Source organism: Streptomyces saintjeani (assembly GCF_055409605.1).
The window spans coordinates 8,999,359-9,021,291 of record NZ_CP189624.1 but is presented as its reverse complement, the minus strand read 5'-3'; the positions used below and the strand labels follow the sequence as shown (position 1 = coordinate 9,021,291).

Sequence of the window (21,933 nt, the reverse complement as noted above, 5' to 3'; positions counted from 1 at the left end):
GATCCTGGGTGTGCCGCGTTGACTGGTCAAGTCGGGGTGGGGGAAGGGGTGGAGCGCCCTCGCTCCCCCCGCCCGTCACCACTCCCCCGGTCCCCCGGCGCCGCGCCGGAACACCGATCATGGACAGTGCAGTGCGGCATGACCAGGAGCCGTCTGTCCATGCCTCCCTCCGACGAGAACAACGGCGTCGACCCCGCCGTCCGTGAACTGCTCCTGCTCGTGCCCCGCCTGGTCGGCCGAGCGAAGAAGCTGCCGGTCCCCGAGGCGATCCAGTCCCTCTCCCTGCTCTCGTACCTCCTCTTCCACGGCCCGATGACGGTGAACGAACTCGCGGCGCGGCTCGGCGTCGCCCCCACGACCGTCAGCCTCCTGATCGGCGACCTGAGCAGGAAGGGCGTCCTGGAACGCCGCGAGGACGAACGGGACCGCCGACGCCGGATCATCGCCCTGTCCCCCGACCACGAACCGGCGATCACGGCGTGGCCGGCACCGGGCGCGGCGGCATGGCGCCGGGTCCTGGCTCCCCTGACTCCGCTGGAGCGGCGCCTGTTCGTGAACACGCTGCCGGCGTACGAGTCGGAGGTGGGCGAGGGGCCGGCGTGACGGGCACGGGGGCCGAGGAACGCGTCAGCCGGTCCGGAGGCCGACCGCCAGTGTCAGTTCGAGGACCCGGTGCGGCGATGTGAGATCGGGGAACAGTTCCCGCAGCTGCGACATCCGGTACCGGACGGTCTGGGGATGGACGAACAACGTCGCCGCCACCTCCTCCCGCCTGCCCTGGTGCAGCAGCCACGCCCGCAACGTCTCCTCCAGCCGCCGCGCGGACGCGGCCGGCAAGGTCCGCAGCGGTGCGAGAGCTCGGTCACGGAGGTCCGCGAGCGCGTCCGCGTCGGCGCTCAGCACCAGCTCGGGGAGGTGGTCCTCGGTGTCGCGGATCTCGGCGGAGAGGGAGCGCGCGCGTACGGCTCGTGCGTACGAGGCGGACGCGCGGGTCCAGGGCCGGGCCGGGCCGACCACGGCGGTGCGGCCGGTCAGCTGCCTCAAGAGGTGTGGCCGGTCTGCGTCGGGGACGAGCAGCACGCCGGTGGCGTCCGGCAGGTCGTCGAGGACGAGGGTGCCCGGGTCGAGCGCGCGGTAGGCGGGCCGGACCTGGGCAGCGGGCAGGAGGACCACGGTCAGTGAAACCGGTGGCTGCCACCTGGCCCGCCCGGCGGAGACGAGCAGCACGTCCGGGCCCGCGCCGGCGAGGAGGTCACGGGCCAGGTGCTCCAGGTGGCGCTCGTGGGCCCGGCCCCGGGCGGCCAGTTCGTCGGCGTGGCCCGCGGCGCTCGCGGCGGAGAGCTCGTCGATGTAGGCGAACGTCAGCTCGGCGAACTTGGCGACCTCGGCGGCGGGCAGGCCCGCGGGTACGGCACCCGCCGCCAGGCATCGCCAGGCCACGCGGGCGCCGACGCGGTAGGCGCTGAGCAAGGCGTCCATCGAGCGGCCGTCCCGGACCTCGCCACGGCCCAGCTCGTAGGCCGCGTCACCGCCGTCGCCGCCCGTGGCGTTCCCGCTCGCGAGGTCCAGGTAGTGCCCCAGGGCGGTGCGGACGGCTCCGCGGATGGTGCCGCCCATACGGCCCGAAAGGGCGCCTGCGTAGGGGGGAACCTCGTCGATGATCGCCTGGACGACCTCGTCGGCGGTGGTCTTCAGCACGGCCCGCAGCGCGGTGACCGTGGTCTCGTCCAGGGTCAGCTCGCCGGCCTTCCGGATTGCGTCACTCATCTTCGTTCCCTGCCCCTGTCCCCTTTTTGTTCCTTGCGAACAACTCGGCGAACAGAATTCACATCCTGCGGTCAGGATTTTACGCCTGGAGGCACAGCAAGCTGGAGCCATGACGAGTACAGCCCTCCGCAGCAGGGCGTGGAAGCTGCTGGAGATGGTCACAACGCCGCTGCTGCCGTCGGACTATCTCGACCTGGCCAGCCCGCTGCGTGCGGGCGCCGACCTGCGTGGGCGCATCGAGGCCGTGCACCCCGAGACGGGGGACGCCGCGACCGTCGTGATCAGGCCGGGGCGGGGCTGGCGCGGCCACAGGGCCGGTCAGTACGTGGGCATCGGGGTCGACGTCGACGGGGTGCGCCTGTGGCGTACCTACTCCATCACCTCGCCGACCGACCGCCCCGACGGCCGCGTCACGATCACCGTGAAGGCGATCCCGGACGGCAAAGTCAGCAATCACCTGGTCCGCAGGGCGAAGCCGGGCACCCTGATCCAGCTGGAGCAGGCGGCCGGTGACTTCGTGCTGCCGCGGGCCAAGCCCGCCAAGGTGCTCTATCTGACGGCCGGCAGCGGCATCACGCCGGTGATGGGCATGCTGCGCGACACCGAGTCCGACGACGCCGTCATGGTCCACTCCGCGCCCCGTCCGCACGACGTGATCTTCCGTAGCGAGCTGCACGACCTGGTCGCGAAGAAGAAGCTGCGGCTCACCGAGGTGCACACCGACACCGACGGCAGGCTCGACATCGCCCGTCTCGACGAACTCGTACCCGACTGGGCCGAGCGCGAGACCTGGGCCTGCGGGCCCTCCGGCCTGCTCGACGCCGCCGAGAAGCACTGGGCCGAGCACGGCGTCCGGGAACTCCTGCACATCGAACGTTTCCGTCCCACCGTCGTCGTCGCCGGCGACGGTGGTGGCGAGGTCACGTTCAGCACCACCGGCAAAACCGTCGACGCGGACGGCGCCACGCCGTTGCTGGACGTCGGCGAGGAGGCCGGCGTACTGATGCCCTCCGGGTGCCGTATGGGTATCTGCTTCGGCTGCGTCACACCGCTCAAGGCGGGCGCCGTCCGCGACCTGCGCACCGGCGAGATCACCGAGGCCGAGCCGGGTGTCCTCATCCAGACCTGTGTGTCCGCCGCGGCGGGCCCCTGCGACATCGAACGGTAGGCGTACACCTTGACCGCTATCGACCCCACCGCCCATCTGACCGCCGAGCAGATCGAGGAGCTCGGCCGCGAGCTGGACGCGATCCGCGACGAGGTGATCGCCGACCGGGGCGAGAAGGACGCCGCCTACATCCGCAAGGTCATCTCGGCGCAGCGCAAGCTCGAACTGGCCAGCCGGGGCGTCCTGTTGTTCTCGTTCTTCCCGCCCGCGTGGATCATCGGGACCGCAGGTCTCTCCGTGGCGAAGATCATGGACAACATGGAGATCGGCCACAACATCCTGCACGGGCAGTGGGACTGGATGCGGGACCCGAAGATCCACTCCACCACCTGGGAGTGGGATCACGTCTCGCCGTCCGAGCAGTGGAAGCACTCGCACAACGAGCTGCACCACACGTACACCAACGTGATCGGCAAGGACAACGACCTCGGCTACGGCATCATGCGCGTCGACGAGGACCAGCGGTGGCACCCGTTCCACCTCGGGCAGCCGCTGTGGAACTTCCTCAACGCCTGCTTCTTCGAGTACGGCATCGCGGCGTACGACCTGGAGCTCGGCAAGAACCTGCGCAAGAGCCGCCGCAAGAACCCGGAGTTCCGCGCGCGGGCCAGGGCCGTGGGCCGCAAGATCCGGGGGCAGGTGCTCAAGGACTACGTGATCCATCCGCTGCTGTCGGGCCCGTCGTTCCTCACCACGCTCGCCGCCACGTTCACCGCGAACCTGGTCCGCAACGTCTGGACCCACTCGGTGATCATGTGCGGGCACTTCCCCGAGGGGGTACAGGTCTTCGAGCGCCGGTCGATCAAGGGCGAGACCCGGGGCCAGTGGTACCTGCGCCAGATGATGGGCTCGGCGAACATCAGCGGCAGCAAGGCCATGCACTTCATGACCGGCAACCTCTCCCACCAGATCGAGCACCACCTCTTCCCGGACCTGCCGAGCAACCGGTACGCCGAGGTCGCGGTGAAGGTGCGCGCGCTGTTCGAGAAGTACGAGCTGGAGTACGTCACCGGGCCGCTGCCCAAGCAGGTGTTCTCCGCGTGGCACAAGGTCTTCCGGCTCTCGCTGCCGAACAAGAAGCCCAGCACCAGGACGCCGGACCGCGAGCGGGAACTCGTCGCCGCCTGATTCCCGGTACCGCTTCAGCTCCTGTATGCGCAGAAGCGGTTCCGCGAGAAGGGCATCACGGGGTCACCCGGTCTCCGGACCGTCCGGGTCCACGACCGCGTCCGTGTGCACGGCCGAGTCGGCCCAGTACGGCTCCCTCAACCGGCGTTTGTAGAGCTTGCCGTTGGGGTCGCGGGGCATCTCGGTGATGAAGTCGATGCTCTTGGGCCGTTTGTAGCCGGCGAGGTGTCCGGCGCAGTGGGCGAGGAGGGCGGCGGTCAGGTCCGGTCCCGGGGTGAATCCCGGGGCCGGTTCGACGACCGCCTTGACCTCCTCGCCCCAGTCGTCGTGGGGGATGCCGAAGGCGGCGGCGTCGGCGACGGCCGGGTGCGCGAGGAGGGCCGCCTCGATCTCGGCGGGGTAGATGTTGACGCCGCCGGAGATGATGAGGTCGATCTTCCGGTCGCGCAGGAACAAGTACCCGTCCTCGTCGAGGAGTCCGAGGTCGCCGACGGTGAAGAAGTCGCCGATGCGGTTCTTGCGGGTCTTCTGCTCGTCCTTGTGGTAGGCGAACCCGCCGGTGTTCATCTTCAGGTACACGGTGCCGAGCTGACCGGGCGGCAGCCGGTTGCCGTCGTCGTCGAAGATGGCCAACTCACTGATGGGCCAGGCTTTTCCGACCGTGCCGGGCTTCTTCAGCCAGTCCTCGGCGCTCGCGAACGCCCCGCCGCCCTCGCTGGCCGCGTAGTACTCCTCGACGCAGTTGCCCCACCAGTCGATCATCGCCCGCTTCACATGGTCGGGACAGGGGGCGGCGCCGTGGATGGCGTGCCGCATCGACGACACGTCGTAGCGGGCGCGGACCTCCTCGGGGAGGGCGAGGAGGCGGTGGAACTGGGTGGGCACCATGTGGGTGTGCGTGCACTGGTGACGGTCGATCAGGCGGAGCATCTCCTCCGGCGTCCACTTGTCCATCATGACCAGCCGGTGCCCGATGTTCAGCGACGCGCCCGCGAACTGGAGGACGGCCGTGTGGTAGAGCGGCGAGCACACCAAGTGGACGTTGTCGTCGAAGGGTTGGATGCCGAAGATCCCGAGGAAGCCGCCGAGGTAGGTCTCTTCGGGAAGCTTCCCGGGCAGCGGGCGGCGGATACCGCGCGGTCGTCCCGTCGTACCGGAGGTGTAGTTCATGACCCAGCCGAGCGTGCGGTCCGAGGGGGCCGACTCGGGCTGTCCGTCGAGGAGTTCGGCGTACGGGCGGAAGCCGTCGACGGCGCCGAGGGCGTACCGGTGGTCGGCGGGGAGGCCGGCCTCTTCGGCGGCCTGGGCGGCGGCAGCGGCGAACCGTTCGTGGGCGATGAGGACTTTGGCGCCGGAGTCGGCGACGATCCAGGCGATCTCGGGGGCGACGAAGTGGTGGTTGACCGGGACGAGGTAGAGACCGGCCTGGGTGGCGGCGAGGTAGGTGACGATGCATTCCGGGGAGTTGGGCAGGACGACCGCGAAGGCGTCGCCGCGTTCGAGTCCGGCGGCGCGCAGGCCGTGGACGAGGCGGTTGGCCTGCGCGTGGAGGCGTCCGGCGGTCCACTCCTCGCCGTCGGGGGCGACCAGGACGACGCGGTCGGGGTCCTCCGCGGCCTGGGCCCAGAAACCGGGGGTCATCGGGGGCTCCTTCCTGCGGCGATCCGGTCGACGCGCTCGACGGCTCTCTCGAAGCCGCGCGTGAGGTCGTCGACGACGGCCTGGACGCTGCGGACCTCGGTCATCCGGCCGACGATCTGCCCGACGGGCGTCCCGAGCAGCGGCTCGACCTCGTACTTCTGGATCCGGGAGAGCGCCTCGGCGACCAGCAGGCCCTGGAGGGGCATGGGGAGGGTGCCGGGGCCGTCCGGGTCGTCCCAGGCGTCGGTCCACTCGGTGCGCAGCTGCCGGGCCGGTTTGCCGGTCAGGGCGCGGGAGCGGACGGTGTCCCCGGACCCGGCGGCGAGGAGCTTGCGGGTGACGGCCGTCGAGTGCATGTCGGCCTCGGCGGTGGTGAGCCAGAGCGAGCCGAGCCAGGCGCCCTGCGCGCCGAGCGCGAACGCGGCGGCCACCTGGGCGCCGCTGCCGATGCCTCCGGCGGCGAGCACGGGCAGCGGATCGACGGCCTCGACGACCTCTGGAGTCAACACCATTGAGGCGATCTCGCCCGTGTGACCGCCGGCCTCGTAGCCCTGCGCCACGACGATGTCGATGCCCGCGTCCTTGTGCTTGAGCGCGTGCCGGGCGCTTCCGGCGAGGGCCGCGACCCGTACGTCCTGGGCGTGGGCGCGGGCGATGACGTCGGCGGGGGGTGAGCCCAGCGCGTTGGCGAGGAGTCTGATCGGGTAGTCGAAGGCGACGTCGAGCTGATTGCGGGCGACCTGTTCCATCCAGCCGGTGATCCGCCAGCCGGACACCTCGCCCTCGGCGAGTTCGGGCACGCCGTGCTTGGCGAGGGTCTCGCGCACGAACTGCCGGTGCCCCTCGGGGATCATGGCCTCGACGTCGGCCTCGGTGACACCCTCGACCTTCTTGGCCGGCATGACGACGTCCAGTCCGTACGGCCGTCCCGCCACGTGCTCGTCCAGCCAGTCCAGGTCGCGTTTCAGGTCGTCGGGGGCGGTGTAGCGGACCGCGCCGAGCACGCCGAACCCGCCGGCCCGGCTGATCGCCGCGGCGACGGCGGGGAACGGCGTGAAGCCGAAAAGGGCGTGCTCGACTCCCAGTTGGTTGCTCAGCTCCGTCTGCATGTCGCGCAGGATGCCGCAGACGGCCGTCCGAGGGAAGAGGTTTTCTGATGGATCGTCAGAAACCCGACCCCGCCTGCTCCAGTACGGCCATGGCCGCGTTGTGGCCCGGCACGCCGCTCACCCCTCCCCCGCGGATCGCGCCCGCGCCGCACAGGTAGACGTTCGCGTGCGATGTCTCGACACCCCAACGCCCGTCGCCCTCCTGGGCGTAGGGCCAGGACAGGGCGCGGTGGAAGATGTTGCCGCCGGGGAGGCGCAGGTCGCGTTCCAGGTCGAGCGGGGTCTTCGCCTCGATGCAGGGGCGGCCGTCGGCGTCGGTGGCGAGGCAGTCGGCCAGCGGTTCGGCGAGGTGCGCGTCGAGCTGGGCGAGGGTGCGGGCGAGGAGTTCCTCGCGGGTGGCGTCGTTGTCGTCGCGGAAGAGGCGGGCGGGGGTGTGCAGGCCGAAGAGGGTGAGGGTGTGATGGCCCGTCAACTCCGGGCCCAGGATGGTCGGGTCGGTCAGGGAGTGGCAGTAGATCTCCGAGGGCGGGGCGGCGGGGAGGCGTCCGGCGGCCGACTCGGCGTAGGCGGTGGCGAGTTGGCCGTATCCCTCGGCGATGTGGAAGGTTCCGGCGAACGCCTCGCGCGGGTCCACGGCGGTGTCCTTCAGCCGGGGGAGGCGCTTCAGGAGCATGTTCACCTTGAGTTGGGCGCCCTCGGCGGGCTCCGGCGGCGACGCGCCGGTGAGTTGGGCGAGGGCCTGCGGGGAGGCGTTCACGAGGACGTGGCGGGCGGTGGCGACTCCCTCGCCGCCGGCGGTGCGGTAACTCACCTCCGCCGTACGGCCGTCGGTGTCGATCCTGGTGACCTCGTGGCCGGTGGCGAGGACGGCGCCGGCCTCGCGGGCCGCCGTGGCGAGGGCGTCGGTGAGGGCGCCCATGCCGCCGACGGGGACGTCCCAGGCTCCGGTGCCGCCGCCGATGACGTGGTACAGGAAGCAGCGGTTCTGGGCCAGCGAGGCGTCGTGCGCGTCGGCGAACGTGCCGATCAGGGCGTCGGTCAGCACGACTCCGCGCACGGTGTCGTCCGCGAACCGCTCCTCGATCGCCGTCCCGATCGGCTCCTCGAACAGGGCGCGCCACGCCTCCTCGTCGTCGACCCTGCGCCTCAACTCCTCGCGGCCGGGCAGGGGTTCGGTGAGTGTCGGGAACACGCGCCGGGCGACGTGCCCGGTGAGGCCGTAGAACCGCTGCCACGCCTCGAACTCCCGGTCCGAGCCGGTGAGTTGTGCGAAGGCGTCCCGGGTGCGGTGGTCGCCGCCGCCGACGAGGAGGCCGGTGGGCTTCCCGTGACGCTCGACGGGCGTGTACGAGGAGATGTCGCGGGACCGGACGCGGAAACTCAGGCCGAGGTCCCGGACGATCTTGTCGGGGAGCAGGCTCACCAGGTACGAGTACCGCGAGAGGCGCGCGTCCACCCCGGCGAACGGCCGCGTGGAGACCGCCGCGCCGCCCGTGCTCTCCAGCCGCTCCAGCACGAGCACCGTCCGCCCGGCGCGGGCCAGATAGGCGGCGGCGACAAGGCCGTTGTGACCGCCGCCGACGATGACGGCGTCGTACGCGTGGGATGCTTCGTGTACAGACATGGTTCTTGGTAGCACGGGTGGGGGTGCGAGAGTGTGATCACGCGTGACGTGCGGCTCGAACCGTATCGACGGGGTGCGGCGAGGGTGTTCGCCGACCGGCAGGAGGTCGGGCTGCTGGTCACCCGGGTGGACGTCTGGCGGGAGTACACGGGGTGGCTGTGGCGCCGGCGTGTGACCAGTGAGCAGGAGCTGCCGGAGTGGATGGTGTGGCCGGTGGGCTCCTCCGGCACGCTGACCGCCGACGACGGCGTGGTGCGGGGCGAGGACGTCGACGGTGAACTCGCCGACTGGTCGGCCGGCGTGTTCCGGATGGGCGACGCCGTGTACGACCTGGAGTGGCTGCCGGTGAGCGAGGCGGAACCCGCGCACCGGGAGCACGGCTGGGACGTGGTCTAGGACCCCAAGTAGCGCTTGGTCACCGAGACTTGGCGGGCCGTCGCCTGTACGATCATCAGCGCTCGGGGGGCATCTCGGTACGGTGCTCAGCAAGGTCGTCCTCAAAGATGCGGAGAGAACTTGTCCACCGCTTTCGTCACCATGACCATCATCGGCGCGGTCTTCAACGGTGCCGCCGCCGTCACGTACCTGATCGGCCATGAGTACCCCAAGACCCAGGCGGACATGAAGGGCATCCCCCGCAAGTACGTCCCGGTCCTGGGGTCGTTGCTGGCGGCGGGCACCGCCGGACTGCTGGCCGGGCTCGCGGTGCCGGTGCTGGGCACACTGGCCGCGATCGGCCTGATCCTGTACTTCGTGGGGGCGATCATCGCCCACGTGCGGGTGGGTTCCCGCAACATCGTGGGCGGGATCGTCTTCCTCGCCACGGCGGTGGCGATCCTCGTCCTCGGGCTACTCGACCACGGTCCCTGGTAGCCGGGCCGCGAGGCGCCGGGAGAGTTCGACGCGGCGCGTCTTGAGGGTGGCGGTGCGCGGGAGTTCCGCCAGCGGGATCTGGACGGGCTCGGCGAGCTGCGGGTACCCGGCGGTCGCGGCGCGCCAGCGGCCGAGGTCGAGCGGCTCGTCGTGGTGGGTGCAGACGACCGGGACCGCCTCGCCGTCGGGCCCCTGCACGACGACCACCTCGGCGAGTTCCGCGAGTTCGTCGAGGAGGACGTCCTCGATCTCCAGGCTGCTGCCGACGCCGTCGATCGCGTCGAACTCGCGGTCCAGCATGTGCAGGCAGCCGAACCGGGTGCGGTAGCCGACGTCGCCGGTGCGCCACCAGCCGTCGGTCAGGTTGGCGTCGTACCGCTCCTGTTCGCCGTGGTACGTCTTGGCGATGCCGTCCCACCGCACCTCGATGAACCCGGGGTTGTCCTGCGAGGGCCGCTGCCCGTCCCGGCTCACCAGCCGCACCCGGGCGCTGCCCGGCAGCGGGTAGCCGACGCAGCGGCCGTCCATGCGGTGCGCGAACCGGCGGAAGTACGGGCGCCCCGCCGCGGGGCCCACCTCGCTCTGGCCGTAGATCTGGAAGAACTGGGCGCGCTGCGTGGAGGCGTGCAGCAGGCGGCGTACGGTGCGCGGGTGGATCGCGTCGAACGTGCTGCTGAAGTACTTGACGGACGCGAACGGGCGGCGCGCGTCGTCGGCCAGTTCCTCCCAGGCGAGGAAGGTGTTGGGCAACGCCTCGATCAGCCACGGGCGCCGGGCGGCGAAGAACGTGGCGACGGCGTCCGGGGTGCCGTTGTTGACGAGCAGCGGCGGCATGCCCTGGAGGAGGCACAGGGACATCGCCGCGAAGGTCCGGGAGTGGCCGAACGGGGTGTGGATCGCGACGGTGCCGCGCTTGCGCATCAGGCCGAGCAGGAAGATCTGGGGGCGCAGCCGGGAGCGCATCGTGCGCGGCGTGTGGACGACGAGTTTCGGCAGGCCGGTGGTGCCCGAGGTGTGGGTGATCATCGCCGGTTCGTCGAGGCCGCGCAGCACCGGGCGGACCGGCACCGAGCCGTCCAGGGAGGCTAGCGGGACCGCTCCGGGACCGGCGTCGCCCACGCCGAGCACGCCCCGGGTCAGGGTGTCCAGGCCGACGCCGTCCTCGGTGAGGGAGCTGAGCTTGGGGCCGTCGGTGATCAGGTACGGCCGGTCGAGGCGGGCGAGGAGCGCGGAGAGGGCCTCGGAGTCGAGGTGGTGGGAGAGCATCACCGGGACCGCGCCGAGGCGTTCGACGGCCGTCGCGAGGAGCCAGAGGTCGAAGTTGGGGGCCTTGCAGATCACGACGTGTCCGCCGCGCCGGACTCCGGCGACGGCGAGGCGGTTGGCCATGTCCGCGACGTGGGCCGCGAGTCGAGCCACCGTCAGTTCGCGTCCGGCGTCGGGCAGGACGTCGAGGTCGTGGTCGAGGACCACCGGCATCGCGCCGCGCACGCGGGCCGCCGCCTGGGGGACGACGCCGAGGTAGAGGCCCTTGCGGTGGAGTGCGGCGTGGTCGGGCCTGGGGGTCAGTCGGTACAGAAGTGTGCTCATGGCAGGGGGTCCTTCGGGAGTCGTCAGCGGTCGCGGTAGGCGACCATGTCGGCGAGTTCTTCGAGCCGCAGGCGCCAGGGGTCGGGCAGTGCGGCGCCGGTGAGGGCCGTGCGGGCGTCGGTGACGAGGGCGTCGATGCGCTTCTCGACGTCCGCGCGTACGCCGGAGGCGAGCAGGGCGGTGTGCAGGGCGGCCGGGTTCCAGTCGGTGTGCCGGCTCTCCTCGACGAGCCGCGCCACCTCCGGGTCCTTCGCCGCGCCCAGCGCGATCAGCAGGGTCATCTTGTGCTCGTCGAGGTCCAGACCGGCGGGCTTGCCGGTGACCTTCTCGTCGCCGAACGCGTCGAGCAGGTCGTCCCTGAGCTGGAACGCCTCCCCGGCCGCGACGCCGTACGCCTCGAACGCGCCGTACAGCGCGGGGCGTCCGGCGAGGGCCGCGCCCAGCGCGAGCGGGCGGTGGATGGTGTAGCGGCCGGACTTGCAGACGGCGACCCAGCGGGCCAGCGCCTCGTCGGGGACGGCCTCGGCGGCGAGGGCGACGTCCAGTTGCTGGCCGACGATCATCTCGGTGACCAGTTCGTGCCAGACCTGCGCCGCCGGGCCGGTCAGGGCGCCCGCGAGCCGGTTCGCGTAGCTCAGGGCGAGGTCCCCGGCGAGGATCGCGACGCCCTCGCCGTACCGGCGCGACTCCCCCGCCCAGCCGCGCCGCGCGTGCAGGTCCGTGTACGCGGCGTGGGCGGTCGGATCGCCGCGCCGGGTGGGCGAGTTGTCGATGATGTCGTCGTGGAGCAGCGCGAAGGCGTGCAGCAGTTCCAGGGCGGCTGCCGCGTCCACGACGGTGTCCTCGTCGCCGTCCGCGCCGGCCGCGAGATACCCGGTGACGCAGAACAGGGGGCGCAGCCGCTTGCCGCCCGCCGCGATCAGCTCCGCGACGACGCCGACCGGTACGGCGGCCCGGGGGTCGACGGAACTCCACTGCGCCGCCTCGGCGTCGAGGATGCCGGTGATGCGCCGGTCGACGCGGTCGAGGAGCTCGGCGCAGGTCTCCTCGGCCTGGCGCGCGGCGTCTGACACCTCCAGCTCCGCCGGCTCCCCCAGTCTTCTCGGCTCCCCCAACTCCTCCAGTTCGACCGGCAGTTTGAAGGTCACGTTCTCCACAACCGTCTCCTCCGTCTCGACATCCTCGAACCCCAGCTCCGCGAGCCGCCCCAGCGCCTGTTCCACCAGCGCCTCAGGCACGCTCGCCCCTGCGGTGAGTCCGACCGTGCGGACGTCCGTCAGCCAGGCCGCGTCCAGAAGCGCGGGGTCCGTCAGGAGCCGCGCGGGCGTCCCGGCGGCCCGCGCGACCTCCACCAGCCGCAGGGAGTTGCTGGAGTTCGCCGACCCGACGACGAGGACGAGGTCGCTGCGCCCCGCGATCGCCTTGACGGCGTTCTGCCGGTTCTGGCTCGCGTAACAGATGTCGTCGGCACCCGGCCCGGTGAGCCCGGGAAACCGTTCCTTGAGCACGGCCACGATCTCGGCGGTGTCGTCCACGGACAACGTCGTCTGCGTCAGGTACGCGGCCCTCGCCCCCGGCGCCAGTTCGAGCCGCCGCGCCTGAGCCACGTCCGCGACGACGACCGTCCGCTCCGGCACCTCCCCGTACGTCCCCTCGATCTCCTCGTGGCCGGCGTGCCCGATGAGGATCAGCGTGTCCTTGGTGCGGGCGTACCGGATCGCCTCCTGGTGGACCTTGGCGACCAGCGGGCACGTCGCGTCGACGACCGTGAGGTCACGCCCCCGGGCGTTGTCGCGGACCTGCGGCGAGACTCCGTGCGCGGAGAAGACGCAGACCGCGCCGGGCGGCACCTCCTCCTCGGAGTCGACGAACCGGGCGCCCTTGCCCTCCAGTTCACGCACGACGTGCTCGTTGTGGACGATCTGCTTGCGGACGTACACGGGCGCGCCGTGGATCTCCAGCGCGCGTTCCACGGTCGCGATGGCCCGGTGCACTCCGGCACAGGCCCCCCGTGGCGCGGCGAGCAGCACTCCAGGCGGTGCGGTGGCGGACTGCATGGTTTCCCCCTCGGGGTGGTCGGGACCGGATTCTGGAATCCGTGCGCAACCGCATCTTCGGCACGGCCTCTTGCCGGGGAATACGCGGCGAGTTGGCCCCGGCTTGGCGGCAAGCGGGCGCCAATCGGCCACCAAGTCGGCGCTGGCATTCTCACTGGGGAATCGGCCGTGACCACCGGCCCAAAATTCCGCCGTCCGGCTTTCTCCGCGCCGCTCGCATTCCACAGGGCGCATTCCGCAGACGCACTCCACCGACGCATTCCACAGAGAGCGACACTCCATGAGCGGTCTGATCGTCCCGCCAGGACACGGCAGGAAACTCGTCACGAAAGCGCAGGACGTGACGTTCAAAGTCACCGCGGCGGACGGCTCTTCCTCCTCCGTGTTCGAGGTGGTCGTGCCGCCGGGATTCGACGTCGGCGCGCACGCGCACAGCGCGTCCCAGGAGTTCTTCTACGTCCTGGAGGGCGAGCTGGAGCTGTTCGCGTTCGAGCCCGCCGAGCGGACCGGGGACACCTGGCACGGCTGGGAGTCCCCGAAGGGCGAGCGTCCCGTCCGGGCGGTCACCGGCAGCTGCATGTTCGTGCCGCCGGGCACCCCGCACGCCTTCCGCAACGCCTCGGACGTCCCGGCCCGGATGCTCTTCCAGAGCTCCCCCTCGCCGGACCACGAGCGGTACTTCGAGGAGATCGTCGAGATCTTCGCCGCCGGTCCCTCGGTGGACCCCGAGGCGGTCGAGCGGATGCGCCGGCGCTACGACGTCCAGCAGATCACCCCGCTCCGCTTCACCCCGCCCGCAGAAAGGACTCTCGCCCCGTGACCACCAACGACAGCGTCCCCCTCGTCCACGCGAGCCTCGGCGCCCGCGAACTCTCCGCCGTCGCCGAGGTGTTCGCCTCCGGCTGGCCGGCCGGGCAGGGCCCGCGCGGCAAGGCGTTCGAGGCGCAGCTCAAGCAGCGGTACGGCGTCGGCGACGCGGTCGCGCTGAGCAACTGCGGCGCGGCGCTGCACCTGGCGATGCTGGCGCTCGGCGTCGAGCCGGGCGACGAGGTGATCGTCGCCGACTACACGTTCCCCGCCCCGGCGCACGCGGTGCGCTACGTCGGTGCGACGCCCGTGTTCGCGGACGTGCGGCCCGACACCGGCACGGTCGATCCGCAGGCGGTGGAGGCGCTGATCGGGCCGCGCACGGTGGGGGTGATCGCCGTGGACACGGTCGGCCTGCCCGCCGACTACGACGAGCTGATGGCGCTCGCCGACCGGCACGGACTGTTCGTCGTCGAGGACGCGGCCTGCGCGGTCGGCGCGACCTACCGGGGGCGGCCCGCGGGCGCGCTCGCGCCGGTGGCCTGCCTCTCCTTCCACGGCCGCAAGGGCGCCAGCAGCGGCGAGGGCGGGGCACTGCTCGCCGCCGATCCGGTGATCGGGGCGGACGCGCGGCTGCGGTCGTCGTTCGGCATCGGCAGCATCTACGACCAGGCGCAGGTGGTCGGCCTGCCGATCCCGACGTTCACCGACATCGGCTACAACTACAAGCTCTCCGACATCGCCGCCGCGATCCTCCAGGTCCAGGTGGAGCGGGTCGACGAACTCCTGGCCCGGCGCGGCGCGGTCGCGGCCCGGTACGGCGAACTCCTCGCCGACGAGGACCTGTTGACGCTGCCGTACGTCCCCGACGACCGCACCCACGCCTGGCAGTCCTACCTCGTGACGCTCTCCCCGCTCGTCGACCGCTCCTCCCTCGCCGCGTCGCTGCGCGCGCAGGGCATCGGCTGCGGGCACGGCACCTGGGCGAGCCACCTCCAGCCGGTCTACGACGCCGTACAGAGCTGCCCCGTCTCCGCCGACCTCTTCCATCGCAACCTCGCGATCCCCATGCACGCCGAGCTGAGCGACGACCAGGTCGAGCGGGTCGTGGACGTGCTGCGGGCGGAGCTCAAGAACAACGTCCGCACGTCCTGACAGGAGAGCCCGTGCTTGTCGTCTGTCTTGTCGGAGCGGGGCCGCGTGGGCTGTCCGTCCTGGAGCGGCTGTGCGCGAACGAGCGGAAGTCGCCCGCGCACGAGGCGGTGACCGTGCACGTGGTCGATCCGTACCCGCCGGGGGCCGGGAAGGTGTGGCGTACGGATCAGTCGCGGCGGCTGCTGATGAACACGGTCGCCTCGCAGGTCACGATGTTCACCGACCACACGGTGACGATGGACGGCCCCGTGGAGGAGGGGCCGAGCCTGTACGAGTGGGCTGCGGCTCTGCCGTCCGGGGCGGAGCGGCTCGGGCCGGACGACTATCCGACGCGGGCCTTCTACGGGGCGTACCTGGAGCACGTGTTCCGTACGGTGCAGGACGCCGCGCCCGCGCATGTCACTGTCGTGGAGCACCGTACGTCTGCGGTCGCGCTCGACGACGCGGCGGACGGCACGCAGTCCTTGTCGCTGGCCGACGGCACTCAACTGACCGGCGTGGACGCGGTGGTCCTGGCGCAGGGGCACCTTCCCGTCCGCCCCGCGCCCGGCGAACCACGCCTCGCCGGCTACTTCGGCCCCGCGAACCCGGCCGACCTCGACCTGTCCCCGATCGCGCCGGGCGAGACGGTCTTCGTACGCGGGCTCGGGCTGAACTTCTTCGACGTGCTCGCGCTGCTCACGGAGGAGCGGGGCGGGGCGTTCGTGCGGGACGCCGGCCGTCTGCGCTACGAGCCTTCGGGGCGGGAGCCGCGCATCGTCGCCGGGTCCCGGCGCGGGGTGCCGTACCACGCGCGCGGTGAGAACCAGAAGGGTGCGTACGGCCGTCACGAGCCTCGTGCGCTGACCCTCGCGGCCGTCGCCCGGCTGCACCGGCGGGCCGAGGACGGGGAGCGGCTGTCGTTCGCCGCCGATCTGTGGCCGCTGATCGCCAAGGAGGTCGAGAGCGTCTACTACGGCACGCTGCTGGCCTCGCGTGAATCCTTCGTGCGGGAGTTCCTGGCGGCGCCCGACCGTGCCGCCGAGGCGCGGCTTCTGGACGCCGCCGGGGTCTCGGCCGGTGAGCGGTGGGACTGGGAGCGGGTGGCGCGGCCCTGGCTCGGGCGAGACTTGAGCTCCCCGGACGCGTACCGGGCGTGGCTCCTGGGGCATCTCGCGGACGACGTCCGTGCGGCCAGGGCGGGCAACGTACGCGGGCCGCTGAAGGCCGCCCTGGACGTGCTGCGGGATCTGCGCAACGAGATCCGGGCCGCCGTCGATCACGGGCGGCTGGAGGGTGGTTCGTACCGGGACGACGTCCAGGGCTGGTACACCCCGCTGAACGCGTTCCTGTCCATCGGGCCGCCGGTCTCGCGGGTGGCGGAGCTGGTCGCGCTGATCGAGGCGGGGGTGGTGGAGATCCTCGGGCCGGAGGTCCGGGTGTCGGCCGGGGACGGGTTCAGCGTCGTCTCCGGTGTCGTACCGGGGCCGCCGGTACGGGCGACCGCGCTGATCGAGGCACGGTTGCCGGAGCCGGACCTCGCGCGTACGGCGGACCCGTTGCTGCGGGGGCTGCTGGAGTCCGGGCGGGCGAGGCGGTTCTCGATCGCCGGGACCTGCGGGACGGAGGTCGCGACGCGGGGGCTGGCCGTCACGGAACGCCCGTACCGACTGGTCGACGCGACGGGGCGGGCCCATCCACGCCGGTTCGCGCTCGGGGTGCCGACGGAGGGGGTCCACTGGGTGACCGCTGCCGGGATCCGGCCGGGCGTCGACTCGATGATCCTGGGCGACGCGGATGCGGTGGCGCGGGCGGTGCTGGCGCTGGGGCCCAGGGGGGCGGAGACGGCGGGGGGTCCCGGGGTGTCGTCGGACACGGCATCAGGACAGGGCCTCGCGCGGACGCCGCCTGTCGGTGCACCGGCCGACCTCGCGCCCTCGGCTCCCCCGGCCGCCTCACCGACCCCCTTCTCCCGCCCCACACCGGAACCTCCCACCGCCCCCTCGGACCCCACGCGCACACCACCCGCCAGCACCTCGGCTTCCCGCGCCCGTCCCGCGCCGGAACTCCCCGCCGCGCCCTCAAACCCCACGCGCACACCCTCCGCCGACACCCCGGCCCCCTCCCCCGCATCACCCCCCTCGCCCCCAACCCTGCGAGCGTCCGCATGACCGATCACGATCTCGGCCTCCTCGCCCCCGTCCGCGCCGGCACCCCCGCCGAGGCGGCGACCTCCGACACCGCCTGGCTGCAAGCCATGCTCGACGCCGAGGCCGCGCTCGCCCGGGCACAGGCCGCCGTCGGGGTCATCCCCTCCGAAGCCGCCAAGGTCATCACCGAGGCCGCCCGCGCCGAGCGGTTCGATGTCCGGGCCCTCGCCCTTACCGCGCGGGAGACCGCGAACCCCGTGGTCGGGCTCGTCGGCGCCCTCACCCGGGCCGTCGCCGGGACCTCGCCCGAGGCCGCCGCGTACGTCCACCACGGCTCGACCAGCCAGGACGTCTTCGACACCGGCGCGATGCTCGTCGCCGGCCGGGTGCTCTCCCTGGTCCGCGCCGACCTGGAGCGGACCGCCGCCGCGCTGGCCGTGCTCGCCGTGCGGCACCGGGACACCGTGCTGGCCGGGCGGACCCTCGCCCTGCACGCCGTACCCACCACCTTCGGGCTGAAGGCGGCCGGCTGGCGGCGGCTCGTGCTGGACGCCCGGGACCGGGTGGCGGCGCTGCTGGACGGGGGGCTGCCGTTCTCGCTGGGCGGGGCCGCCGGGACGCTCGCCGGTTATCAGGAAGCGGGGCCGGTGGGACCGCTGCTCGACGCGTACGCCGTGGAGACGGGCCTCGCCCGGCCGCCCCTGCCCTGGCACGCGCTGCGCACCCCGATCGCCGACCTCGCGGCCGTCCTCGCGCTGACCACCGGCGCGCTGGGGAAGATCGCCGTGGACGTCCAGTCGCTGGCCAGGACCGAGGTCGGCGAGGTCGCCGAACCCTCACCGGCGGGGCGGGGCGCGTCGTCCGCGATGCCGCACAAGCAGAACCCCGTGCTGGCGACCCTGTTGCGCAGCGCCGCGCTCCAGGTCCCGGTGCTCGCGGCAGGGCTGACGCAGTGTCTCGTGTGCGAGGACGAGCGGTCGGCCGGGGTCTGGCACGCCGAGTGGCAGTTGCTGCGGGAGTGCCTGCGGCTGGCCGGGGGCGCCGCGCACACGGCGGTGGAGCTGGCCGAGGGCCTGGTCGTCCGGCCCGACCGGATGCGCGCGAACCTGGAGCTGACCGGCGGCCGGATCGTCTCGGAGCGGATCTGTGCCGCCCTCGCCGGACCGCTCGGCAAGGCCCGCGCCCGCGAGGTGGTGACCGAAGCCTCCGCGGAGGCGGACCGCGGCGGGCGCGCCCTCGGTGACGTCCTGGGCGAACTGCCCGAGGTCACCGCGCATCTGACGGCCGACCGGATCTCCCGCCTGCTGGACCCCGGCGCGTACACGGGCGCCGCCGCCCTGCTGGTCGACGAGGACGTCGTCCGGCATTGACCCTCCGAACAAACGCTTTCCGAGAATTCCCCTACTGCTGAGAGGCGAATGCCGGACATGCCCATTCTCTGCAAGCCCGCGGTGCGCGTACCGGAATACGTCATCACGATGGAACAGACCCTGGATTTCGCCCGCACGGCACACGCGGGAAAACCGCAACTGCCGCTCGCGCTCCGGCTGATAGAGAACACCGGGGTCAAGAAACGACACCTGGTCCAGCCCATCGAGAAGACCTTGTCCCACCCCGGTTTCGAGGAACGGAACCGGATCTACGAGATGGAGTCGAAGAAGCGCTGCCCGGACGCGATCGAGGAGGCGCTGGCGAACGCGCTGCTGCGGGCCGAGGACATCGACGCGATCATCTACGTGTCGTGCACCGGCTTCATGATGCCCTCGCTGACGGCCTGGCTGATCAACACGATGGGCCTGCGCTACGACACCCGGCAACTGCCCATCGCCCAGCTGGGCTGCGCGGCGGGCGGCGCGGCGATCAACCGGGCCCACGACTTCTGCGCGGCGCACCCGGACAGCAACGTCCTGATCGTGTCGTGCGAGCTGTGCTCCCTGTGCTACCAGCCGGACGCGGACGACATCGGCTCGCTGCTGTCGGACGGCCTGTTCGGCGACGCGGTCGCGGCGGCCGTCGTCCGCGGCCGGGGCGGACCGGGCGTCACCGGTGTCCAACTGGCGCGCAACGCCTCGTACTTGATCCCGAACACCGAGGACTGGATCTCGTACGCCGTCCGGGACACCGGGTTCCACTTCCAGCTCGACCGCCGGGTGCCGGGCACCATGGAGCCGCTCGCGCCGGTCCTCAAGGCCCTCGCGGCCGGTCACGGCTGGGACGCCGGGGACCTGGACTTCTACGTCATCCACGCGGGCGGCCCTCGCATCCTGGACGACCTCGCGAAGTACCTCGGGGTCGACGGCTCGGTCTTCCGGCACAGCTGGGGGACGCTCACCGAGTACGGGAACATCGCCAGCGCCGTCGTCCTCGACGCCCTGCGCAGGCGGTTCGAGGAAGGCCCGCTGCCCACCGGGGCGACCGGCCTGATCGCCGGGTTCGGCCCCGGCATCACCGCCGAGATGGCCCTCGGCACCTGGGTCGACGACCACCACTCCACGGGGAGGACCGCATGAACGACCACGACACCGCGCCCACTTCGGACCGCGTGATGCGGCTGATCAACGGCTACTGGGCGACCGGGGTCCTCGGTACGGCGGCGACGTACGACCTGTTCACGCACCTGGAGGACGGCGCCGGCACCCCCGAGGAGCTGGCCGCGCGGGCCGGGATCGCGGTGCGTGGTGCGCGGGCCCTGCTGGACGGGCTGGTGGCGCTGGAGCTGGTCGAGGTGGCCGGCGGCAACTACCGCAACTCCCGTGAGGCGTCCGCGTTCCTGGTCCCGGGCCGGCCCGCGTCGCTGGCCGCGTTCGCGCGGCTGAAGATGGGCCACCTGGGGTCGCTGGCCGCGCTGCCGGACGTCGTGAGAGCGGGCGGTCCGGTGTCGGACGCGGTGGTGGAGGTCGCCGACAACCCGCACTGGGAGAACCTGGTCCAGGCGATCGCCGCGCAGTCCGTGCCCGTCGCGCACATCGCCGCCGAGGAGTTGGGTCTTGCCGACGCCGGAAAGATCTCGGTCCTGGACGTCGGCGGCGGTTCCGGGGTGTGCTCGGCGGTGTGGCTCGGCCTCAACCCCGACGCCCGTGCCACGCAGATCGACTGGGCGCCGATCAACGCCATCGCCCGGCGGCTGCTGGCCGAGCAGGGGGTGGGCGAGCGGGTCGGGCATGTGGACGGCGACTTCCACACCGTCGACTTCGGGGACGGGGAGCACGACGTCGTCATGTACTCCAACATCGCCCACCAGGAAGGGCCCGAGGACAATCAGGCGGTGTTCGCCCGCATCCGGCGGGCCCTGAGGCCGGGCGGCACGCTCGTCGTCTCCGACTACATCACCGACGACGATCGCAGCGGGCCCGCCTTCGCGCTGACCTTCGCCGGGGAGATGCTCCTGAAGAGCCGCCACGGCTCGACCTGGCGGCGGAGCGACTATCACGCGTGGCTGACGGCGGCCGGGTTCGAGGAGGTGCGGTTCGTGGAGACTCCGTCGCCGACGACCCTCGTCCTGGCCCGGTGACGAGCGGCGCGGTGGCCCCCGGGAGGGTCACCGCGCCGGGAGGTCAGGAGCGCTCCAGCTCCGGTGCCTGCCGCAGGATCTCCAGCTCCAGATGTTGCAGCGCCGGGCTCGGCGAGATCCCGAGCCCCTCCACCATCTTCTTCTGGTGAGCCCGCAGCACCGAGAGCGCGTCGGCCTGCCGCCCCGACCGGTACAGCGCGAGAGTCAGCAGCTCACAGCCGTACTCCCGCAGGGGATGAGCCTGCGTGAAGGCGACCAGTTCAGGCACCGCCATCTCGTGATTGCCCACGGCGATGAGCGTGGCGCACCTCCCCTCGACCACCGACAGCCGCAGCTCCTCCAGCCGCACCGCCTCGGGCGCGACGTGCGGCGCGCCCGCGACCTCCGCGTACGCCTCCCCCCGCCACAGCCCGAGGCCCGCCTCGAACGCGTACAGCGCGCGCTGCGGATCACCCCGGTCGAGGGCCTGCCACCCGGCGGTCGCGTGCTCCCAGAAGCGGTGCGCGTCGACCTCGACGGCCCGGCTGTCGAGGAGGTAGCCGCGTCCGCGCGTGCACAGCACGGTGGCCGGGGTGCGGGGGGCGCGGTGGGGTTCGAGGGCGCGCCGCAGGTTGGCGATGTAGGCGTGCAGCGAGGTGATCGCGGACTGCGGGGGCCGGCCCTCCCACAGGGCGTCGACGAGGGCGTCGACGGAGACGGGCTGCCCGACCTGGCTGACCAGCAGGACGAGCGCGGCGCGCTGTTTGGGCGCCCCGAGGTCGACCCGGCGGCCGTCGACGGCGGCCTCGACGGGGCCGAGGACGCGGAACTCGACGCCGGTGGCGGGCGCGGGGGTGCGGGGCGGGTGCCGCGGGTCCGGCGCCGAGGGCCGCACGCCGGGCCTGTCCCGGTCCGGGGCGCGGTCCGGGGCCGGCTCCGAGTCCAGGTCCCGGCCTGAGGAGCGCCCGCCCGGCCGGTCCGGGTTCCGGGCCCGCTCCGAGTCGGGGTCCGAGCCCGAAGACTTCCCGCCCGTCCAGTCCCGCTCCCGGCCCGACGACCGCACGTCCGGCCGGTCCCGGTCCCGCCACTGCTCCCAGTCCGGGTCCAGGTCCCGGCCCGAGGGCCGACCGTCCGCCTGGTCCGGATCCACGTCCCGCCCGGAGGGCCGCGTGTCCGGCCGGTCCCGGCGCCGGGGCCCGGTGTCGAGGTCGAGTGCCTTGCTGACGTACTGCTTGAGTGTCTCGTTGGCGCGTCTGAGTTCGCGGACCTCGTGTTCGAGTTCCGCGATGCGCCGCGCACCGGTGCCTTCCGTCGTGGTGTCGCGGCGGAGTTCCCTGTCCCTCGTCTCCGTGTGCATGGATCTTGCCCCCGTTGCCGTGTTTCCGTGCGTGCGGT

At 72.3% G+C, this 21,933-nt stretch carries 18 protein-coding genes; 11 read left to right on the top strand and 7 right to left on the bottom strand.

Annotated elements, in window-relative coordinates; all coding sequences use genetic code 11:
* Positions 1-159: 159 nt before the first annotated feature.
* Entirely contained in the window at positions 160-603 is a 444-nt protein-coding gene (locus tag ACQCO7_RS40390) for a MarR family transcriptional regulator (RefSeq protein WP_464076498.1), read from the top strand.
* Positions 604-627: 24 nt separating this feature from the next.
* On the opposite strand, the gene ACQCO7_RS40385 is transcribed toward ACQCO7_RS40390, so the two are convergent.
* Positions 628-1,767, bottom strand: coding sequence for a PucR family transcriptional regulator (locus tag ACQCO7_RS40385; RefSeq protein WP_464076497.1), 1,140 nt, complete (start codon positions 1,765-1,767; stop codon positions 628-630).
* A 109-nt stretch (positions 1,768-1,876) separates the two neighbouring features.
* Between ACQCO7_RS40385 and ACQCO7_RS40380 the strand changes: the two genes are divergently transcribed.
* Together ACQCO7_RS40380 and ACQCO7_RS40375 are read left to right on the top strand one after the other, a co-directional pair.
* Positions 1,877-2,935, top strand: a complete 1,059-nt coding sequence (locus tag ACQCO7_RS40380) for a ferredoxin reductase (RefSeq protein ID WP_464076496.1) — start codon at positions 1,877-1,879, stop codon at positions 2,933-2,935.
* A 9-nt stretch (positions 2,936-2,944) separates the two neighbouring features.
* Complete coding sequence (locus ACQCO7_RS40375; protein WP_464076495.1) at positions 2,945-4,063, top strand: fatty acid desaturase family protein; 1,119 nt, start codon at positions 2,945-2,947, stop codon at positions 4,061-4,063.
* Between the two features lie 63 nt (positions 4,064-4,126).
* Here the strand turns inward: ACQCO7_RS40375 and ACQCO7_RS40370 are convergent, their stop codons facing one another.
* From ACQCO7_RS40370 to ACQCO7_RS40360, 3 genes are read right to left on the bottom strand one after another with little or no spacing between them, the layout of a single operon-like run.
* The gene (locus ACQCO7_RS40370; protein WP_464076494.1) at positions 4,127-5,704 is read right to left on the bottom strand and encodes an acyl-CoA synthetase; all 1,578 of its coding nucleotides are present in this window, start codon (positions 5,702-5,704) and stop codon (positions 4,127-4,129) included.
* Entirely contained in the window at positions 5,701-6,813 is a 1,113-nt protein-coding gene (locus ACQCO7_RS40365; protein WP_464076493.1) for an NAD(P)H-dependent flavin oxidoreductase, read from the bottom strand. The genes ACQCO7_RS40370 and ACQCO7_RS40365 overlap by 4 nt, the downstream gene beginning before the upstream one ends.
* 55 nt (positions 6,814-6,868) lie before the next feature.
* Positions 6,869-8,437, bottom strand: coding sequence for a phytoene desaturase family protein (locus ACQCO7_RS40360; RefSeq protein WP_464076492.1), 1,569 nt, complete (start codon positions 8,435-8,437; stop codon positions 6,869-6,871).
* A 33-nt stretch (positions 8,438-8,470) separates the two neighbouring features.
* Between ACQCO7_RS40360 and ACQCO7_RS40355 the strand changes: the two genes are divergently transcribed.
* Together ACQCO7_RS40355 and ACQCO7_RS40350 are read left to right on the top strand one after the other, a co-directional pair.
* Positions 8,471-8,833, top strand: a complete 363-nt coding sequence (locus ACQCO7_RS40355; RefSeq protein WP_464076491.1) for a hypothetical protein — start codon at positions 8,471-8,473, stop codon at positions 8,831-8,833.
* A gap of 120 nt (positions 8,834-8,953) precedes the next feature.
* Positions 8,954-9,310 (top strand): DoxX family protein, encoded by a 357-nt coding sequence (locus ACQCO7_RS40350; RefSeq protein WP_464076490.1) that lies wholly within the window; start codon positions 8,954-8,956, stop codon positions 9,308-9,310.
* On the opposite strand, the gene ACQCO7_RS40345 is transcribed toward ACQCO7_RS40350, so the two are convergent.
* Positions 9,287-10,900 (bottom strand): class I adenylate-forming enzyme family protein, encoded by a 1,614-nt coding sequence (locus ACQCO7_RS40345; protein ID WP_464076489.1) that lies wholly within the window; start codon positions 10,898-10,900, stop codon positions 9,287-9,289. The two genes, ACQCO7_RS40350 and ACQCO7_RS40345, sit on opposite strands and share 24 nt — an antisense overlap.
* Before the next feature lie 23 nt (positions 10,901-10,923).
* Positions 10,924-12,957: a 4-hydroxy-3-methylbut-2-enyl diphosphate reductase gene (gene ispH, locus ACQCO7_RS40340; RefSeq protein ID WP_464076488.1), complete on the bottom strand. Its 2,034-nt coding sequence runs from the start codon at positions 12,955-12,957 to the stop codon at positions 10,924-10,926.
* Between the two features lie 280 nt (positions 12,958-13,237).
* On the opposite strand from ispH, the gene ACQCO7_RS40335 reads away from it, so the two are divergent.
* Genes ACQCO7_RS40335 through ACQCO7_RS40310 form a run of 6 tightly spaced genes read left to right on the top strand, consistent with a single transcriptional unit; the run spans position 13,238 to position 20,559 of the window.
* Positions 13,238-13,777 carry a cupin domain-containing protein gene (locus tag ACQCO7_RS40335; protein WP_464076487.1) on the top strand — a complete coding sequence of 180 codons (540 nt, stop codon included), beginning with the start codon at positions 13,238-13,240 and terminating at the stop codon, positions 13,775-13,777.
* Positions 13,774-14,919 (top strand): DegT/DnrJ/EryC1/StrS family aminotransferase, encoded by a 1,146-nt coding sequence (locus tag ACQCO7_RS40330; protein WP_464076486.1) that lies wholly within the window; start codon positions 13,774-13,776, stop codon positions 14,917-14,919. Before ACQCO7_RS40335 ends, ACQCO7_RS40330 begins: the two co-directional genes overlap by 4 nt.
* 11 nt (positions 14,920-14,930) lie before the next feature.
* Positions 14,931-17,069: an FAD/NAD(P)-binding protein gene (locus tag ACQCO7_RS40325; protein WP_464076485.1), complete on the top strand. Its 2,139-nt coding sequence runs from the start codon at positions 14,931-14,933 to the stop codon at positions 17,067-17,069.
* Complete coding sequence (locus ACQCO7_RS40320) at positions 17,066-18,418, top strand: nitrosuccinate lyase (protein WP_464076484.1); 1,353 nt, start codon at positions 17,066-17,068, stop codon at positions 18,416-18,418. Before ACQCO7_RS40325 ends, ACQCO7_RS40320 begins: the two co-directional genes overlap by 4 nt.
* 57 nt (positions 18,419-18,475) lie before the next feature.
* Positions 18,476-19,558 carry a type III polyketide synthase gene (locus tag ACQCO7_RS40315; protein ID WP_464076483.1) on the top strand — a complete coding sequence of 361 codons (1,083 nt, stop codon included), beginning with the start codon at positions 18,476-18,478 and terminating at the stop codon, positions 19,556-19,558.
* Positions 19,555-20,559, top strand: a complete 1,005-nt coding sequence (locus tag ACQCO7_RS40310) for a class I SAM-dependent methyltransferase (RefSeq protein WP_464076482.1) — start codon at positions 19,555-19,557, stop codon at positions 20,557-20,559. The genes ACQCO7_RS40315 and ACQCO7_RS40310 overlap by 4 nt, the downstream gene beginning before the upstream one ends.
* A 43-nt stretch (positions 20,560-20,602) precedes the next feature.
* Here ACQCO7_RS40310 and ACQCO7_RS40305 read toward each other — a convergent pair whose 3' ends face one another.
* Positions 20,603-21,895, bottom strand: coding sequence for an AfsR/SARP family transcriptional regulator (locus ACQCO7_RS40305; RefSeq protein ID WP_464076481.1), 1,293 nt, complete (start codon positions 21,893-21,895; stop codon positions 20,603-20,605).
* Between the last annotated feature and the right edge of the window lie 38 nt (positions 21,896-21,933).

Excerpts from the sequence above, each read along its gene's own strand:
- ACQCO7_RS40370 (WP_464076494.1), bottom strand. The coding sequence starts at position 5,704 with ATGACCCCCGGTTTCTGGGCCCAGGCCGCGGAGGACCCCGACCGCGTC.
- ACQCO7_RS40310 (WP_464076482.1), top strand. The coding sequence starts at position 19,555 with ATGAACGACCACGACACCGCGCCCACTTCGGACCGCGTGATGCGGCTG.
- ACQCO7_RS40335 (WP_464076487.1), top strand. The coding sequence starts at position 13,238 with ATGAGCGGTCTGATCGTCCCGCCAGGACACGGCAGGAAACTCGTCACG.
- ACQCO7_RS40345 (WP_464076489.1), bottom strand. The coding sequence starts at position 10,900 with ATGAGCACACTTCTGTACCGACTGACCCCCAGGCCCGACCACGCCGCA.
- ACQCO7_RS40315 (WP_464076483.1), top strand. The coding sequence starts at position 18,476 with ATGCCCATTCTCTGCAAGCCCGCGGTGCGCGTACCGGAATACGTCATC.
- ACQCO7_RS40360 (WP_464076492.1), bottom strand. The coding sequence starts at position 8,437 with ATGTCTGTACACGAAGCATCCCACGCGTACGACGCCGTCATCGTCGGC.
- ACQCO7_RS40385 (WP_464076497.1), bottom strand. The coding sequence starts at position 1,767 with ATGAGTGACGCAATCCGGAAGGCCGGCGAGCTGACCCTGGACGAGACC.
- ACQCO7_RS40390 (WP_464076498.1), top strand. The coding sequence starts at position 160 with ATGCCTCCCTCCGACGAGAACAACGGCGTCGACCCCGCCGTCCGTGAA.
- ACQCO7_RS40320 (WP_464076484.1), top strand. The coding sequence starts at position 17,066 with ATGACCGATCACGATCTCGGCCTCCTCGCCCCCGTCCGCGCCGGCACC.
- ACQCO7_RS40380 (WP_464076496.1), top strand. The coding sequence starts at position 1,877 with ATGACGAGTACAGCCCTCCGCAGCAGGGCGTGGAAGCTGCTGGAGATG.
- ACQCO7_RS40365 (WP_464076493.1), bottom strand. The coding sequence starts at position 6,813 with ATGCAGACGGAGCTGAGCAACCAACTGGGAGTCGAGCACGCCCTTTTC.
- ACQCO7_RS40305 (WP_464076481.1), bottom strand. The coding sequence starts at position 21,895 with ATGCACACGGAGACGAGGGACAGGGAACTCCGCCGCGACACCACGACG.
- ispH (WP_464076488.1), bottom strand. The coding sequence starts at position 12,957 with ATGCAGTCCGCCACCGCACCGCCTGGAGTGCTGCTCGCCGCGCCACGG.